Origin of the sequence: Rhodococcus sp. USK10 (genome assembly GCF_019378875.1) — a bacterium.
Lineage (GTDB): Bacteria > Actinomycetota > Actinomycetes > Mycobacteriales > Mycobacteriaceae > Rhodococcus_F > Rhodococcus_F pseudokoreensis.
In genome coordinates, this window is sequence record NZ_CP076048.1 from 8,040,108 (window position 1) to 8,054,695 (window position 14,588).

The window sequence follows — 14,588 nt, forward strand, 5'->3', positions numbered from 1 at the left end:
GTGCGCATGGATTTCAGCAAGGGACACGGCACCGAGAACGACTTCGTGGTCCTCCCCGATCCCGACGTCCGCATCGACCTGTCCGCCCCGCGGGTGGCGGCGCTGTGCGATCGCAGGCGCGGACTCGGTGCCGACGGAATCCTGCGCGTCGCCAAGGCCGGTGCGCTGGCCGCTGCCGGTGTGCTCGCCGAACTCCCGGACGGCACGTCCGAGGACGACTGGTTCATGGACTACCGCAACGCCGACGGATCGATCGCGGAAATGTGCGGCAACGGTGTCCGCGTCTTCGCCCACTACCTCCGGTCGACCGGTCTCGAGACGCGCGACGAGTTCGTGGTCGGCAGCCGGGCCGGCGGCAAACCGGTGATCGTGCACTCGGCCGACGGCTCCGTCGGCGAGGTCACCGTCGACATGGGTGTGGTGCGCGATCTCGGAACGAGCGCCGCGACCATCGACGGCAAGGTGTTCAACGGCATCGGCATCGACGTCGGCAATCCGCACCTGGCGTGTGTCGACGCGCACCTCACGGCGGCGTCGCTGTCGGCCCTCGACCTGACGGCCGCACCCGGCTTCGATCCCGGCTTCTTCCCGCACGGCGTCAACGTGGAGATCCTCACCCGCATCGATTCCGGCGCCGTGGACATGCGGGTGCACGAGCGCGGGGTCGGCGAGACCCGGTCGTGCGGCACCGGCACGGTGGCCGCGGCCACCGCCGCACTGCGCTTCGACGGCGCCGATTCCGGTGAGGTGAATGTCCGCATTCCTGGTGGTCAGGTCACGGTGGCGCTGTCCGACGGCCGGGCGACGTTGCGCGGCCCGTCGGTCCTGGTGGCGTCCGGGAACCTCGACGACAAGTGGTGGAACGGCCTCGCCTGATCGCCCTGCGCGAAATGCACGTGCACGCCCTCGACATTCCGTGGGATCATGGGGGTGTATGACGAAATCACATCGCACAGAAGAATCGCCGATCTCCGACTTCACCGAGTTCGCCTACGACGACGGGCGCCCTTCGGTCGGCGAGATGCAACTCGAGGACCGCAGCGCGCTGCGCCGGGTTGCCGGGCTCTCCACCGAGCTCACAGACGTCACCGAGGTCGAATACCGGCAGCTGCGCCTCGAACGCGTGGTGCTCGTCGGTGTCTGGACCCAGGGAACCGCGGCGCAGGCCGAATCCAGCATGGCCGAACTCGCCGCGCTGGCCGAGACCGCCGGATCCGAGGTCCTCGAGGGCCTCGTCCAGCGGCGGGACAAACCCGACGCGGCCACCTACATCGGGTCCGGCAAGGCCGAGGAACTCCGCGAGGTCGTCCTCTCCACCGGCGCCGACACCGTCATCTGCGACGGTGAACTCACCCCTGCGCAGCTGACCGCGCTGGAGAAGGTCGTCAAGGTCAAGGTCATCGACCGAACCGCCCTCATCCTCGACATCTTCGCCCAGCACGCCACGTCCAGGGAGGGCAAGGCGCAGGTGGCGCTGGCCCAAATGGAATACATGCTGCCCCGACTGCGCGGCTGGGGTGAATCGATGTCCCGGCAGGCGGGTGGCCGCGCCGGTAGCAACGGCGGCGTGGGTCTGCGTGGTCCCGGTGAGACCAAGATCGAGACGGACCGCCGTCGTATCCGTGAGCGGATGGCAAAGCTGCGTCGCGAGATCAAGGGCATGAAGGCCGCCCGCGACACCAAACGCACCAGGCGTCTGCGCAGCGAGACCCCGTCCATCGCGATCGTCGGCTACACGAACGCAGGCAAGTCCAGCCTGCTCAACGCGTTGACCGGGTCCGGGGTGCTGGTGCAGAACGCACTGTTCGCCACCCTCGATCCCACCACCCGGCGGGCGGCGCTGGACGACGGCCGCGAATACGTCCTCACCGACACCGTCGGGTTCGTGCGGCATCTGCCGACGCAGCTGATCGAGGCGTTCCGCTCGACGCTCGAGGAAGTGACGGACGCGGATCTGCTGCTGCACGTCGTCGACGGCTCCGATCCGCTGCCCACGGATCAGATCAAGGCGGTCCACGAGGTGATCACCGAGGTGATCCGGGAGAACGACGCCGCGGCACCGCCCGAGCTCATCGTGTTGAACAAGATCGACGCCGCCGACCCGGTCACGTTGACCCAGCTGCGTGGCCTGCTGCCCGGTGCGTCTTTCGTCTCTGCCCGGACCGGCGAGGGCATCGCCGAGTTGCGGGCACATCTGAGCGACGTCCTGGTCCGCCCGGAGATCGAGGTCAGCGTTCTCCTCCCGTACAACAGGGGCGACCTGATGGCCCGGATCCACTCGGACGGTCAGATCCTCGACTCCTCCCACGAGGAGGACGGCACACGCGTCCACGCGCGGGTGCCCGAAGCGCTGGCGTCGGCACTGGTCGAGTACAGCGGCAGTGCCTGACCGCTCACGGTGGTCCGCCCGCGTGGCGGTCGCCGTGCTCGCGGCGTGCGCACCGCTCGCCGCGGCGGGAACCGGATCCGCCGAACCGTTCTTCCGCGACCAGACCGCTGTCGATGCGTCGGAGTTCGGCGCGCTGTGCACTCCCGACGATTCCGCGGTCGGCACCCCGGACGAGGCCTCGCTCGAAGAGCTGTCGGGGCTCGTGTCGGCGGGCGGGCTGCTGTACGCGGTCGGCGACAGCGGGTCCGATCGGGCGGTCGCGGTGATGGACGGGAACTGCGCCGTGCAGCGCTGGCTTCCGCTGCCGGTCGATCCGTACGACGTCGAGGACCTGGCGTCCGGCCCCGACGGCCGGCTGTGGCTGGCCGACACCGGCGACAACGGACGCAGGCGCGAGACGGTGGCGTTGATCGCGATGGACCGTGACACGGGCGCGGGAGAGCTGCATCGGCTGACGTATCCGGACGGCCCCCACGACGCCGAGACGATGCTCGTCCAACGCGACGGCACCCCGCTGATCGTCACGAAGGAAGTGTTCGGGGCGGGCAACGTGTACCGGCCTGTCGGCGGTGTCGCCGCGGGCGATCTTGCGAGCCCCGGCCCGACCCCGCTGGAGAAGGTCGGAACGCTGGACGTCGCGGCGACGAACGGCGTCGACGACGCGACCACCGGCAGCGGGACCACGGCCCCGGCCGTGCATTCGACGATGTTCACCGGCGGGGCCGTGTCCGCCGACGGGACCGTCGCCGCCGTGCGCAGCTATTCCGACGTGTTCCTGTTCTCCGCCCCGGACGGCGACCTGGCGGCGGCGTTCGCGGCCGGACCCGTCGTGCGCGCCCACGTGCCGGAGCAGCCGCAGGGGGAGTCGGTCGCGTTCACAGAGAACGGCGACCTGCTGATCGCCTCCGAGGCCAGGGAGGGGCCCGTGCCACCGATTCGGGTGCTGCGCGGGGCGGTGTCGAGGGTGCAGGAGCAGGCCCGTGTCCAGGCCGTTTCGGACGAGGTGTCGACGCAGTCGCCGGGAACGCTGTGGGGGATCGGGGTCGCGGGCGGCGCAGTAGTGCTCGTCGTGGTCGCCGGCTACCTCGTCCGCCGTCGTGCCCGATAGGTCTGATTTGCGAGAAATGTTGCGAGCCTGATTCTTTCGGCGGGTGACACGGTGTGAATACTGGGCTCTGTGCACGCCCACGAGTTGTTGTCGCGTATCGCCCACCTGTCGCTCGAGCACGGTCGCGCCCGGTTCGCGTTGACGGCGGCTGTGCTGGCAGGCCTCGTCGGGCTGCTCGCGGTGACTCGTTCGGTCAGGCCCCGGGTCGTCGGCGCCGCGGCGGTCGCGGTGCCCGTGACCGCCGCGATCGGAGGCGTCGTGTGGGCGGCGTACCGCCCGCTGCCCAATCAGATACCGCTCACCGGGTACGCCTGGATCTGGCTCGCCGTCGGCGTTCTCGTCCTCGCCGCGGCGCTCCTGCTCCGGAAACCCGGAGTCCGGCGGGCCGGAGTGATCGGTGTGGCGGCCGCCGTGGTCGCGGCGGCGGCGGTGGGCCAGGTCAACGCGGAGGTCGGGGTCTTCCCGACCGCAGGCTCGCTGGTGGGGCACCGTCCACCGGCCAGTGTCCAGCCGGTGTCGTTCGGTGACGTCGCCGGGTTCGAGGACGCGGTGCAGTCGGGGACCCCGATGGACTCGGCGTGGACACGTCCGGTGCGCACACCCGGCTCCGGCGTGGTGACCGAAGTGGAGATCCCGGGCACCGAGTCCGGATTCGCGGCCCGGCCGGCCGTGCTGTACCTGCCGCCGGCGTACCTGACGTCACCCCGGGCGGTGCTCCCCGTCCTGGTGATGATCGCGGGACAGCCGGGGCGGCCCCAGGACTGGTTCAGCAGCGGACGACTGGGGTCCACCGTGGACGCGTATGCCGCACGGCACGACGGACTCGCACCGGTCGTCGTGGTGGTCGACGCGCTGGGGTCGCAGGACGCGAATCCGCTGTGCCTGGATTCGGCGCTCGGCAACGCCGCCACCTACGTGGCACACGACGTTCCCGCGTGGATCGAGACATCCCTGCAGGTGTCGCACGATCCGGCGCAGTGGGCGATCGGCGGATTCTCCTACGGCGGAACCTGCTCGATCCAGCTGGCGGTGAACTATCCGCAGATCTTCCCGACCTTTCTCGATTTCCTCGGTCAGGACGAGCCCTCGCTCGGCGATCACGCGGGAACGGTCGCGGCGACGTTCGGCGGCGACGAGCGCGCGTTCGCGGCGGTCAATCCGGCCGACGTGCTGAAGACACGGCAGTTCCCGGAGTTGACCGGGGTGTTCGTGGCCGGTGCCGCCGACGACGAATACCGCCCGCAGCAGCAGCGAATGTTCGCTGCCGCGCGGGCGGCCGGTCTGGACGTGCGGTACTACGAGCTTCCCGGTGGCCACGAGGGCGCCACCTGGAGTGCGGCACTCGAACGCGAGATGGACTGGACCGGCCGTCGGCTGGGGCTCACCAGCTGACGGCCCGATACCGGTCAGGCGTCGAGGTCGGCCGCCACAAGCTGGGCGACCTTCTCGACGGCGTCGGCGTCGTCGCTGGTGACCGTGACGTCGGTGCCCTTGGTGGCGCCGAGCGTCATGATGAGCAGTGCGGAACCGGCGTCCACGGGTTCGCTGTCCGCCACGGCCAGCGTGACGGGCACACCGGCGGCGGCAACCGCTTCGGCGATGACGGCGGCGGGACGGGCGTGCAGGCCGATGGACGAACCGACGGCGACTGTGGTGCTGGGCATGGACTCTCTCCTCTGTCGGTGGGGTTGGTGTGGGTCGAGCGGGTCGATCTGTTTCTCTTACGCTGCGACTGTCGCAACGTCGGGGTCGAGTTCGGCGTCGGACGCGCCGGGCTTGATGAATTCCTTCGCGCCGACGACGCAGAGTGCGGAGACGACGACACCGGCGGCCAGTGAGACGAGGAACCACAGCAGGTTGCCGATGGCGAAGAAGACGAAGATTCCGCCGTGCGGTGCGCTGAGCGTGACGTTGAACGCCATGATCAGGGCGCCGGTGACGGCGCCGCCGGCCATCATCGAGGGGATGACGCGCAGCGGGTCGGCGGCGGCGAACGGAATGGCGCCTTCGGAGATGAACGCTGAGCCGAGGAGCCAGGCTGCCTTGCCGTTCTCCCGTTCCGCCTCGCTGAACAGACTGGGCCGCAGGACGGTCGACGCCAGGGCCATGGCCAGCGGCGGGACCATGCCCGCAGCCATCACGGCCGCCATGATCCGCAGCGACGCGGTGTCGTTGACGTTGAGGCCGGCCACCGCGAACGCGTATGCGGCCTTGTTGACGGGGCCACCGAGGTCGAAGCACATCATCAGTCCGAGGATGATGCCGAGGAAGATGACCGAGCTACCGGACAGGCCGTTGAGCCAGTCCGTCATGCCCGTCGTGATCGCGGCCAGCGGTCGGCCCAGGACCAGGAACATGAGGGCGCCGACGATCAGCGTCGCGAACAGCGGGATGATCACCACGGGCATCAGGCCGCGCAACCACTGGGGCACCGGGATCCGGCTGATCCACAGCGCGACGCCGCCGGCGATCAGACCGCCGACGAGGCCTCCGATGAATCCGCCGCCCACGAAGACCGCCACCGCACCGGCGGTGAAGCCCGGCGCCAGACCGGGCCGGTCGGCGATCGCGAAGGCGATGTAACCGGCCAGTGCGGGGACGAGGAAGCTGAACGCGAGCGAACCCAGCTGGAACAGGACCGCGCCGAGGTACGTCGTCAGGCCACCGTCGGGGAGTTGGCCGAGCGAGTTGTTGAGGACGATGTCCTCCGCGGGACCGGAGATCTCGTAGCCGCCGAGCAGGAACCCGAGGGCGATCAGCAGACCACCCGCGGCGACGAACGGGATCATGTAACTGACACCGGTGAGCAGCACCTGACGCAGGTGGGTGCCCCAGCCGATCGATCCGGCCGGCTCGTCCGCGGCGCTGCCCGCGCTCCCCGCGTCGACGGTCGCCGCGGACGGGTTCATGCCCGCACGCAGCGCCTCGGTGATCATGGTGTCGGGCTCGTTGATCGCGCGCTTGACGCCCGACGCGACCACCGGCTTGCCTGCGAAACGCTCTTTGCCCTTCACGCCGACGTCGGTGGCGAAGATGACGGCGGATGCGCCCGCGATCACCCCGGCTGCGAGCGGTGTGCTGCCGCTCGAACCCTGCGTCTCCACGTGGACGACGACGCCTGCGCGTTCGCCGGCGGCGACGAGGGAGTCGGCGGCCATGTAGGTGTGGGCGATGCCGGTCGGGCACGCCGTGACGGCGACGATGTGCTTCGGCCCCGCTTCGGGCTCGGGTTCCTTCTCCGGGGCGACGGGTTCGGGCTTCGGTGCCGGAGCCGTGGCGGCAGCCGGAGCCGCGGCGGCAGCGGCAGCGGGTGCAGCAGTGGCGGCCGCGGTGGCAGCAGGTGCGGCGGCGGGTGCGGGTGCCAGGACGTCGTTCACCAGGGTGACGATCTCGGCGGGGGTCTTCGCATCACGCAGCGCGCCGACGAACGCCGGGCGAACCAGCGCCCGGGCGAGCGAGGACAGCAGCTTCATGTGCTCCGCGCCCGCACCCTCGGGTGCGGCGATGAGGAACACCAGATCGGCCGGTCCGTCGGGGGCGCCGAAGTCGACCTTCGGGGCGAGCCGGGCGAATCCGAGCGATGCCGCGACGACGGCCTCCGAGCGGCAGTGCGGGATCGCGATCCCGCCGGGAAGTCCTGTGGCCGATTGTGATTCACGCGCCAGCGCGGCGTCGCGGAGAGCGTCCGCCTCGGTGGCGCGGCCGGCGTCCGCCAGACGCTGGGAGAGCGCGGAGATCACGTCCTCCTTTGTGGCTCCGAGGTCAGTGTCCAGGGAGATCAGATCTTCGCTGATGATCTGCGGCCCCGAATCGCGGTCGGGTGTCGAGTGAGACATGGTGTTTCCTTCTGGTTCAGGCCGGATCGGGGGCGGGGGAGCTGAGGGCGGTGACGGTGACGGCGTCGATGTCGACGTGTTCGGGGGTCGGCAGGGTGGTGCCCGGGAGGGCGGCCGCCGCGCTGCCGTAGGCGACGGCGGATCGGAGGCAGTCCGCGGGCGACGCGCCGGACAGGTGCGCTGCCAGATAGCCGGCCAGGGAGGAATCGCCGGCGCCGACGGTGCTGCGCGCGACGATCGGTGGTGGCGTGGCCCACCACGCGCCGGCTTCCGTCACGAGAACGGCGCCCGCGGCGCCGAGCGTGGCGAGGACGGCTTCGACCCCACGGTCCACGAGTTGCCTGCCCGCGTGGGCGGTGGCCGTCGGGTCCCCGCGCAGCGCCGACTCCTCGAGCAGGTGCCCGTCGGCGCCGGTGAGTTGCGCGAGTTCCTCGCTGTTCGGTTTCACGAGGTCGGGGCAGCCCGCCGGGAACCGGTCCGCGAGTGCGAGCAGTGGTGCGTCCGACGTGTCGACGGCGACCCGGCACGACGCCGAACGCAGTGCCTCGACGAGTGTGGCGTACCAGTCGGTGGGAATGCCCGGGGGAAGGGAACCGGACAGCACCACCCATTCGGCCCGGGACCCGCGTTCGATGATCTCCGACTGCAGATCGGCGAGGGACCCGGCCGACATCGTGACACCGGGTTCGTTGATCTTGGTGGTGGTGCCGTCGGGTTCGGTGATGGTGATGTTGGTGCGTGCCGAACCGGACGTCGCCACGGTCACGTGCTCGATCCCGTGCTCGGACAACGCGGTGAGCAGGGGGTCGCCCGCATTGCCGGGCAGCACCGCGACGGCGTCGACACCGGCGGACGTGAGTGCGCGGGCGACGTTGACGCCCTTGCCTCCGGGGTCGCTGTGGGTCGCGGCTGCGCGCAGAACGGTTCCCCGTTCGAGGCGCCCGAGCAGGTTGACGGTGCGGTCGATGCTCGGATTGGCGGTCAGCGTGACGATCATGCGATCACCACCTCGATTCCCTGGTCGTGGAAGTGGGCTCGGTCTGCGGAACTGATCTCGGCGTCGGTGACGAGGATGTCGACACTGTGGATGGGGGCGAAGCTGACGAGATGCTCCCGGCCGACCTTCGACGAGTCGGCGACGACGACGACGTGGTTGGCGCACCGGACCATCGCGCGCTTGACCGCGGCCTCCTCGGTGTCCGGTGTGGACAGACCGTGGCCGACGCTGAGCGCATTGGTGCCGATGAACGCGACGTCGACGCGAAGCACGTCGAGGATGCGCAGGGCCTCCTCGCCGACGGCGGCCTGCGTGATGCCGCGCACCCGCCCGCCGAGCATGTGCAGGGTCACCGAGTTGAGTCCCGCGAGCCGGGCCGCGATCGGCACGGAGTTGGTGATCACGGTGAGGTCCAGATCGGACGGGAGTTCCGGGATGATGCGCCCGGTGGTGGTTCCCGCGTCGAACAGCACGCTGCCACCGGATGGCGGCAGGTAGGCGGCGGCGCGCTTGGCGATCCGGTCCTTCTGCTCGGCGCGGGTGTGATCGCGCTCCGTCATGCCGGGCTCGGTGACAGTGAGGGAACCCGCGGGCACCGCGCCGCCGTGCACCCGGCGGACGTGGCCGAGGCGTTCGAGTAACGCGAGGTCGCGGCGCACGGTCTCGGTGGTGACGCCGAATGTGTCGGAGAGGTCGGCGACCGACATGCGCCCCCGCTGCGAGATCAGCGTGGTGACCGCTTGCTGGCGTTCTTCCGGATACACCGTGACCCCGTTCCTGTTCTCGTCGATGAAGTGTTCGGTCATGCGATCCGTTATGGTCTGCATCACACGAAATGTTGTGTCATGTTGTTTTACGCCCGAGTGTGTTGACATGTCAAGAGTTGAGAGTAATCTCCGTCACATAGTCGATTCGCATTTCCGACTGTGTGACGACAGAACGAGCCGGCCAGGAGGACCCGATGACCGAAGACCGTGAAATCGTGCGAGGTACGCCGGTGGTACCGGGCATTGCCTACGCCCCGGTGATCTGGCCGGCCCCGCGACCGGAGGTCGCACCCGGATCCGCCCGGATCGACGAGGCGTCGCGCGACGCGGAGAAGGTCCGCTTCGAGGAAGCGGCCGCCGTGGTGTCGCAGCGACTCCGCGACCGCGCGGCGAGCGTCTCCGGCGCCGCGGCGGAGGTGCTGCAGGCGAACGCGGCGATGGCCGCAGACCGCGGCTGGCTCGGTGCGGCGCAGAAGCTGATCGCCGGCGGAACACCGGCCGGGGAGGCGGCAGCGGAGGCCACCGAGCAGTTCGTCACCCTGTTCACCAAGATGGGTGGGCTGATGGCCGAACGCGTGACCGACCTGCGTGACATCCGCGACCGCGTCGTCTCCGAACTCCTCGGCCTGCCCGAGCCGGGCATCCCCGTGCCCACGACCCCGTCGATCCTCTGCGCCCAGGACCTCGCGCCCGCCGACACCGCCGGTCTCGATCCCGAGCTGATCGTCGGACTCGTGACCGTTCTCGGCGGCCCGACGAGCCACACCGCGATCATCTCGCGGCAGTTGGGCATCCCGTGTGTCGTCGCGGTGCGTGATCTCGAATCCGTCGTCTCGGGCACCCCGGTCCTCCTCGACGGCTCGGCGGGCGAACTCGTGATGGAACCGGACCCCGTCGAGGCCCGCGCCGCCGTGGAGCACGGGCGCGCCGAACGGCTCCGCATCCAGTCCTGGGAAGGGCCGGGCCGCACCAGCGACGGCCACGCCGTCTCGATTCTGGCCAACGTGCAGGACGGGGCCGGGGCGCGGTCGGCGTCCGGGACCGCCGCCGAGGGCGTCGGACTGTTCCGCACCGAGTTGTGCTTCCTGGACCGCGATTCCGAGCCCGGCGTCGACGAGCAGGCCGAGATCTACGGCGAGGTGCTCGACGCGTTCGCGGGCCGGAAAGTGGTGATCCGGACCCTCGACGCGGGATCGGACAAGCCGCTGCGCTTCGCCAACCACGCCGAAGAGGCAAACCCGGCGCTCGGGGTCCGCGGTATCCGCATCGCCGAACAGAACCCGGGCATCCTCAGCAGGCAACTCGACGCCGTCGCCGCCGCGGCGAAGCAGACGCAGTCGCAGCCGTGGGTGATGGCGCCGATGATTTCGACTCCTGCCGAGGCCGAATCCTTCGCGGCCGAGGTCCGCGCCCGCGGCCTCGTGCCCGGGGTGATGGTCGAGGTGCCTGCCGCGGCGCTGCTGGCCGACCGCCTCCTGCGCCACGTCGACTTCCTGTCCATCGGCACGAACGACCTCGCGCAGTACACGATGGCCGCCGACCGGATGTCCTCCGACCTGGCCTCGCTCACCGATCCCTGGCAGCCGGCCGTTCTCGCTCTCGTCGCGCGCACGGCCGAGGCCGGCGTCGCGGCAGGCAAACCGGTCGGCGTCTGCGGCGAGGCCGCCGCCGACCCGCTGCTCGCCTGCGTGCTGATCGGACTCGGGGTCACGTCGCTGTCCTGCGCGGGTGCCGCCGTCTCCGGAGTGGGGGCGAAGGTGGGATCGGTCACGCTGGACGACTGCCGCCGGGCCGCCGAGGACGTGCTCGCCACGAGCGATCCCGCGGAGGCGCGGGCCGCGGCGGTGCGGGTGCTCGGCACGTAGTCCCGGTTCCCCGTCACGATTTTCGGCGGGATTCGGTCCCGAGGGCGCGAAACTCGCAGATCGTGCCTACGATTGGCCAACTGTGACGAAACGAGAAACCGGCGCACCCGGCACCCCCGACGGTCCGGTCGGCGGCTCTGCCGAGGTGTCCGCCCCCACGCGGGCCTTCGGGTGGACACTGCACGGCGACGGCAGGCGGATCGGGGAGGGCGAGGTGGTCGCTCCCGGCGAGCGCCTCACCTGGCCGCGCACGGTCGGAATCGGGATGCAGCACGTCATCGCGATGTTCGGCGCCACCCTCCTGGTGCCGACCATCACCGGGTTCCCGGTCACCACGACGCTGCTGTTCTCGGGGATCGGGACCGCCCTGTTCCTGCTCATCACGCGCGGCCGCATCCCCAGCTACCTGGGGTCGTCGTTCGCATTCATCGCGCCGCTGACGGCGTCGCAGAGTTCCGGTCCCGCAGCGCAACTCGGCGGCGTCGCGGCCGCGGGTCTGCTGCTGCTCGTCATCGGTGTCGCGGTGAAGCTGGCCGGGTCGCGGGTCATCGACGCGGTGATGCCACCAGTCGTCACCGGTGCCGTGGTGGCACTGATCGGGCTCAATCTCGCACCCACCGCCGTGGATTCGTTCGAGTCGCAACCGCTGATCGCAGGGGTCACCCTGCTCGCGATCCTGCTCGTGACCGTTCTCGGCCCGGGGTTGCTGGGCCGCCTGGGCATCCTCGTCGGCGTCGTCGTCGGCTGGGTGTTCGCCGCGGTGACCGGCGGTCTCGCGGAGGAGCGGGTGACGGCGTTACGAGACGCGGCCTGGTTCGGCGTGCCCGAACTGCGGGGGCCGACGTTCGAATGGTCCGTGATCGCGCTGACCCTGCCGGTGGTGATCGTCCTGATCGCCGAGAACGTCGGTCACGTCAAGGCGGTGTCGGCCATGACGGGTCGCTCCCTCGACGTCGTCGCCGGCAATGCCCTCGTCGCGGACGGACTGGCCACCACCCTCGCCGGGTTCGGCGGTGGGTCCGGAACCACCACCTACGCCGAGAACATCGGCGTGATGGCCGCGACGCGGGTGTACTCCACCGCTGCCTACTGGGTCGCGGCCGCCACGGCCGTGGTGCTCGCGTTCTCACCGAAGTTCGGGGCCCTCGTCTTCACCGTGCCGAACGGTGTCATCGGCGGCGCCACCCTCGTGCTGTACGGACTGATCGGCGTCCTCGGTGTGCGGATCTGGATGGACGCCGAGGTCGACTTCACCGATCCCGTGAACCTCACCGTGGTGGCCGCGGCGCTCGTCGCCGGCATCGGCGACCTGACGTTGACGATCGGATCGGTGGAACTCGGTGGCATCGCCTGGGGTTCGGTGGGAATCCTCGTCGCCTACCCGGTGATGCGCCGGCTCGCGCGGTTCCGTAAGCCCTGACACCGGCGACCGGATGGGTCACGAATCCCGATCACCTGGGTCATTCACCCCGTAGGTCCTCGCCTCTACCGTCGAACGAGACGTATCTCGAACGAGACGTAACAGACAGTTGATACGAGGAGTCGGCGTGGAGCGCACCCTGTTCGAACCGGAGCACGAACTGTTCCGGGAGTCGTACCGCAAGTTTCTCGCACAGCACGCCGAGCCGAACCACGCCAAGTGGGAAGAGCAGAACATCGTCGACCGCAGCCTGTGGGTCGAGGCCGGAAAGCAGGGCTTTCTCGGCATGGCCGTGCCGGAGGAATTCGGCGGCGGCGGCGTGCGCGACTTCCGGTACAACGCGATCATCACCGAGGAGACGACCCGCGGTGGATACAGCGGCATCGGCTTCACGCTCCACAACGACGTCGTCGCGCCGTACCTGCTCGAGCTGAGCAACGAGGAGCAGAAGCAGCGGTGGCTGCCCGGCTTCGCGTCGGGTGAGCTGATCACGGCGATCGCGATGACCGAACCGGGAACCGGCAGCGACCTGCAGGGCATCAAGACGCGCGCCGTGCGCGACGGCGACGACTGGGTCCTCAACGGTTCCAAGACGTTCATCACCAACGGCATCAACGCCGACCTCGTGATCGTCGTCGCGTGTACCGATCCAGACAAGGGCGCACAGGGATTCAGCCTCCTCGTGGTCGAACGAGACATGCCGGGCTTCGAACGCGGCCGCAACCTCGACAAGATCGGGATGAAGGCCCAGGACACCGCGGAGCTGAGCTTCACCGACGTCCGCGTCCCCGCCGCCAACCTCCTCGGTGAGGAAGGCATGGGATTCCTCTACCTGATGAAGAACCTCCCGCAGGAGCGGCTGTCGATCGCCGTGGTGGCCGCCGCCGCAATGGAATCGGCGCTGGACATGACGATCCAGTACTGCCGCGACCGGAAGGCCTTCGGAAAGTCGATCGGCAGCTTCCAGAACACGCGCTTCGTGCTCGCCGAACTCGCCACCGAGGCGACGGCCGTCCGGGTCCTCGTCGACAAGTTCATCGAACTGCTCAACGACGAGAAGCTGTCGGTGCAGGAAGCGGCGATGGCCAAGTGGTGGACCACTGAGGCGCAGGTCCGGCTGATCGACCGGTGCCTGCAGCTGCACGGCGGCTACGGGTACATGAAGGAGTATCCGATCGCGAAGGCGTACATGGATTCTCGGGTCCAGACCATCTACGGCGGCACCACCGAGATCATGAAGGAAATCATCGGTCGCGGACTCAATCTCTGACGACGCGCGACCTGCGTATCTGCAAACGAACTCCGGCCTCCGGCCGTACCCGGATGGATGCGAGTGGGCCCCACGGCGATCGCCGTGGGGCCCACTCGTGTCTGCCGACGGCAGGGACTGGATACGGCAGGACTAGATCTTGCGCATGACGGTGACGACCTTGCCCAGAATCGCGGCGTCGTTGCCGGGGATCGGATCGAACAGCGGATTGTGCGGCATCAGCCACACCTCGCTGTCGGTGCGCTTGAACGTCTTGACGGTGGCTTCGCCGTCGATCATCGCTGCCACGATGTCCCCGTTGTCCGCCACGTTCTGCTGACGGACAACCACCCAGTCGCCGTCGCAGATCGCGGCGTCGATCATCGATTCGCCGACGACCTTGAGCAGGAACAGCGAACCCTGGCCCACGAGTTCACGGGGGAGCGGGAAGACGTCCTCGACGGCTTCCTCGGCGAGGATCGGGCCACCGGCGGCGATCCGGCCGAGGACGGGTACGAACGTGGGCTCCGGCAGGGGTGTGCCGTCGGTCCCGGTCTTGACGGCGGCCAACCCGGCAGCGGCGCCTGCGTTCGCGGCGGCGCCCGCCGCGACCTCGTCGAGACCGCGCACGTCGACGGCGCGCGGACGGTTCGGGTCCCGGCGGAGGAAGCCCTTCCGCTCCAGCGTCCGCAACTGATGGGCAACGGACGACGTGGAGGTGAGCCCCACCGCGTCGCCGATCTCGCGGATGCTCGGCGGGTAACCGCGCTCGTTGACCGATGTGCGGATCACCTCGAGGACACGGCGCTGCCGGTCGGTCAACCCGGCGGCGGAGCCACCGCTCACACGTGGAGTCGAACCGTCGGTCGAGCTGTCGTCCTTCATGGCGAGGTGCCTCCGTCTGTGTGTCGATCTTGTCGGTATGGGTCGCATGTGACTGCTGTGCCGCGTGACACG

12 protein-coding genes are annotated in these 14,588 nt (G+C 69.6%); 7 read left to right on the forward strand and 5 right to left on the reverse strand.

Going from position 1 to position 14,588, the window contains the following annotated elements; translation table 11 throughout:
• Nucleotides 1-6 precede the first annotated feature (6 nt).
• From dapF to I1A62_RS43860, 4 genes are all read left to right on the forward strand, one after another.
• The gene (gene dapF, locus I1A62_RS43845) at nucleotides 7-876 is read left to right on the forward strand and encodes a diaminopimelate epimerase (RefSeq protein ID WP_219458163.1); all 870 of its coding nucleotides are present in this window, start codon (nucleotides 7-9) and stop codon (nucleotides 874-876) included.
• Between the two features lie 58 nt (nucleotides 877-934).
• On the forward strand, nucleotides 935-2,389 hold the full coding sequence (gene hflX, locus I1A62_RS43850) for a GTPase HflX (protein ID WP_219458164.1): 1,455 nt from the start codon (nucleotides 935-937) through the stop codon (nucleotides 2,387-2,389).
• On the forward strand, nucleotides 2,382-3,497 hold the full coding sequence (locus I1A62_RS43855) for a hypothetical protein (protein WP_219458165.1): 1,116 nt from the start codon (nucleotides 2,382-2,384) through the stop codon (nucleotides 3,495-3,497). The genes hflX and I1A62_RS43855 overlap by 8 nt, the downstream gene beginning before the upstream one ends.
• A 69-nt stretch (nucleotides 3,498-3,566) precedes the next feature.
• The gene (locus I1A62_RS43860; protein WP_219458166.1) at nucleotides 3,567-4,889 is read left to right on the forward strand and encodes an esterase family protein; all 1,323 of its coding nucleotides are present in this window, start codon (nucleotides 3,567-3,569) and stop codon (nucleotides 4,887-4,889) included.
• Between the two features lie 14 nt (nucleotides 4,890-4,903).
• Here I1A62_RS43860 and I1A62_RS43865 read toward each other — a convergent pair whose 3' ends face one another.
• Genes I1A62_RS43865 through I1A62_RS43880 form a run of 4 tightly spaced genes read right to left on the reverse strand, consistent with a single transcriptional unit; the run spans nucleotide 4,904 to nucleotide 9,094 of the window.
• Entirely contained in the window at nucleotides 4,904-5,161 is a 258-nt protein-coding gene (locus I1A62_RS43865; RefSeq protein ID WP_005240765.1) for an HPr family phosphocarrier protein, read from the reverse strand.
• A gap of 57 nt (nucleotides 5,162-5,218) precedes the next feature.
• Nucleotides 5,219-7,333, reverse strand: a complete 2,115-nt coding sequence (locus I1A62_RS43870; protein WP_219458167.1) for a fructose-specific PTS transporter subunit EIIC — start codon at nucleotides 7,331-7,333, stop codon at nucleotides 5,219-5,221.
• A gap of 16 nt (nucleotides 7,334-7,349) precedes the next feature.
• Nucleotides 7,350-8,330, reverse strand: coding sequence for a 1-phosphofructokinase (pfkB, locus tag I1A62_RS43875; protein ID WP_087555807.1), 981 nt, complete (start codon nucleotides 8,328-8,330; stop codon nucleotides 7,350-7,352).
• Complete coding sequence (locus I1A62_RS43880) at nucleotides 8,327-9,094, reverse strand: DeoR/GlpR family DNA-binding transcription regulator (RefSeq protein WP_087555994.1); 768 nt, start codon at nucleotides 9,092-9,094, stop codon at nucleotides 8,327-8,329. The genes pfkB and I1A62_RS43880 overlap by 4 nt, the downstream gene beginning before the upstream one ends.
• Nucleotides 9,095-9,291: 197 nt before the next feature.
• Between I1A62_RS43880 and ptsP the strand changes: the two genes are divergently transcribed.
• The 3 genes from ptsP (at nucleotide 9,292) to I1A62_RS43895 (ending at nucleotide 13,652) form a co-directional block, all read left to right on the forward strand.
• Nucleotides 9,292-10,962: a phosphoenolpyruvate--protein phosphotransferase gene (ptsP, locus tag I1A62_RS43885; protein ID WP_219458168.1), complete on the forward strand. Its 1,671-nt coding sequence runs from the start codon at nucleotides 9,292-9,294 to the stop codon at nucleotides 10,960-10,962.
• An 82-nt stretch (nucleotides 10,963-11,044) separates the two neighbouring features.
• Nucleotides 11,045-12,382, forward strand: a complete 1,338-nt coding sequence (locus tag I1A62_RS43890; protein ID WP_257890691.1) for a uracil-xanthine permease family protein — start codon at nucleotides 11,045-11,047, stop codon at nucleotides 12,380-12,382.
• A gap of 127 nt (nucleotides 12,383-12,509) precedes the next feature.
• Nucleotides 12,510-13,652, forward strand: a complete 1,143-nt coding sequence (locus I1A62_RS43895) for an acyl-CoA dehydrogenase family protein (protein ID WP_011598578.1) — start codon at nucleotides 12,510-12,512, stop codon at nucleotides 13,650-13,652.
• A 132-nt stretch (nucleotides 13,653-13,784) separates the two neighbouring features.
• On the opposite strand, the gene lexA is transcribed toward I1A62_RS43895, so the two are convergent.
• Nucleotides 13,785-14,516 carry a transcriptional repressor LexA gene (gene lexA / locus I1A62_RS43900; RefSeq protein WP_192581897.1) on the reverse strand — a complete coding sequence of 244 codons (732 nt, stop codon included), beginning with the start codon at nucleotides 14,514-14,516 and terminating at the stop codon, nucleotides 13,785-13,787.
• Nucleotides 14,517-14,588: the final 72 nt, after the last annotated feature.

Bases quoted from the DNA above. Each gene is read 5' to 3' on its own strand.
- dapF (WP_219458163.1), top strand. From the start codon at position 7: ATGGATTTCAGCAAGGGACACGGCACCGAGAACGACTTCGTGGTCCTC.
- hflX (WP_219458164.1), top strand. From the start codon at position 935: ATGACGAAATCACATCGCACAGAAGAATCGCCGATCTCCGACTTCACC.
- I1A62_RS43865 (WP_005240765.1), bottom strand. From the start codon at position 5,161: ATGCCCAGCACCACAGTCGCCGTCGGTTCGTCCATCGGCCTGCACGCC.
- I1A62_RS43870 (WP_219458167.1), bottom strand. From the start codon at position 7,333: ATGTCTCACTCGACACCCGACCGCGATTCGGGGCCGCAGATCATCAGC.
- pfkB (WP_087555807.1), bottom strand. From the start codon at position 8,330: ATGATCGTCACGCTGACCGCCAATCCGAGCATCGACCGCACCGTCAAC.
- ptsP (WP_219458168.1), top strand. From the start codon at position 9,292: ATGACCGAAGACCGTGAAATCGTGCGAGGTACGCCGGTGGTACCGGGC.
- lexA (WP_192581897.1), bottom strand. From the start codon at position 14,516: ATGAAGGACGACAGCTCGACCGACGGTTCGACTCCACGTGTGAGCGGT.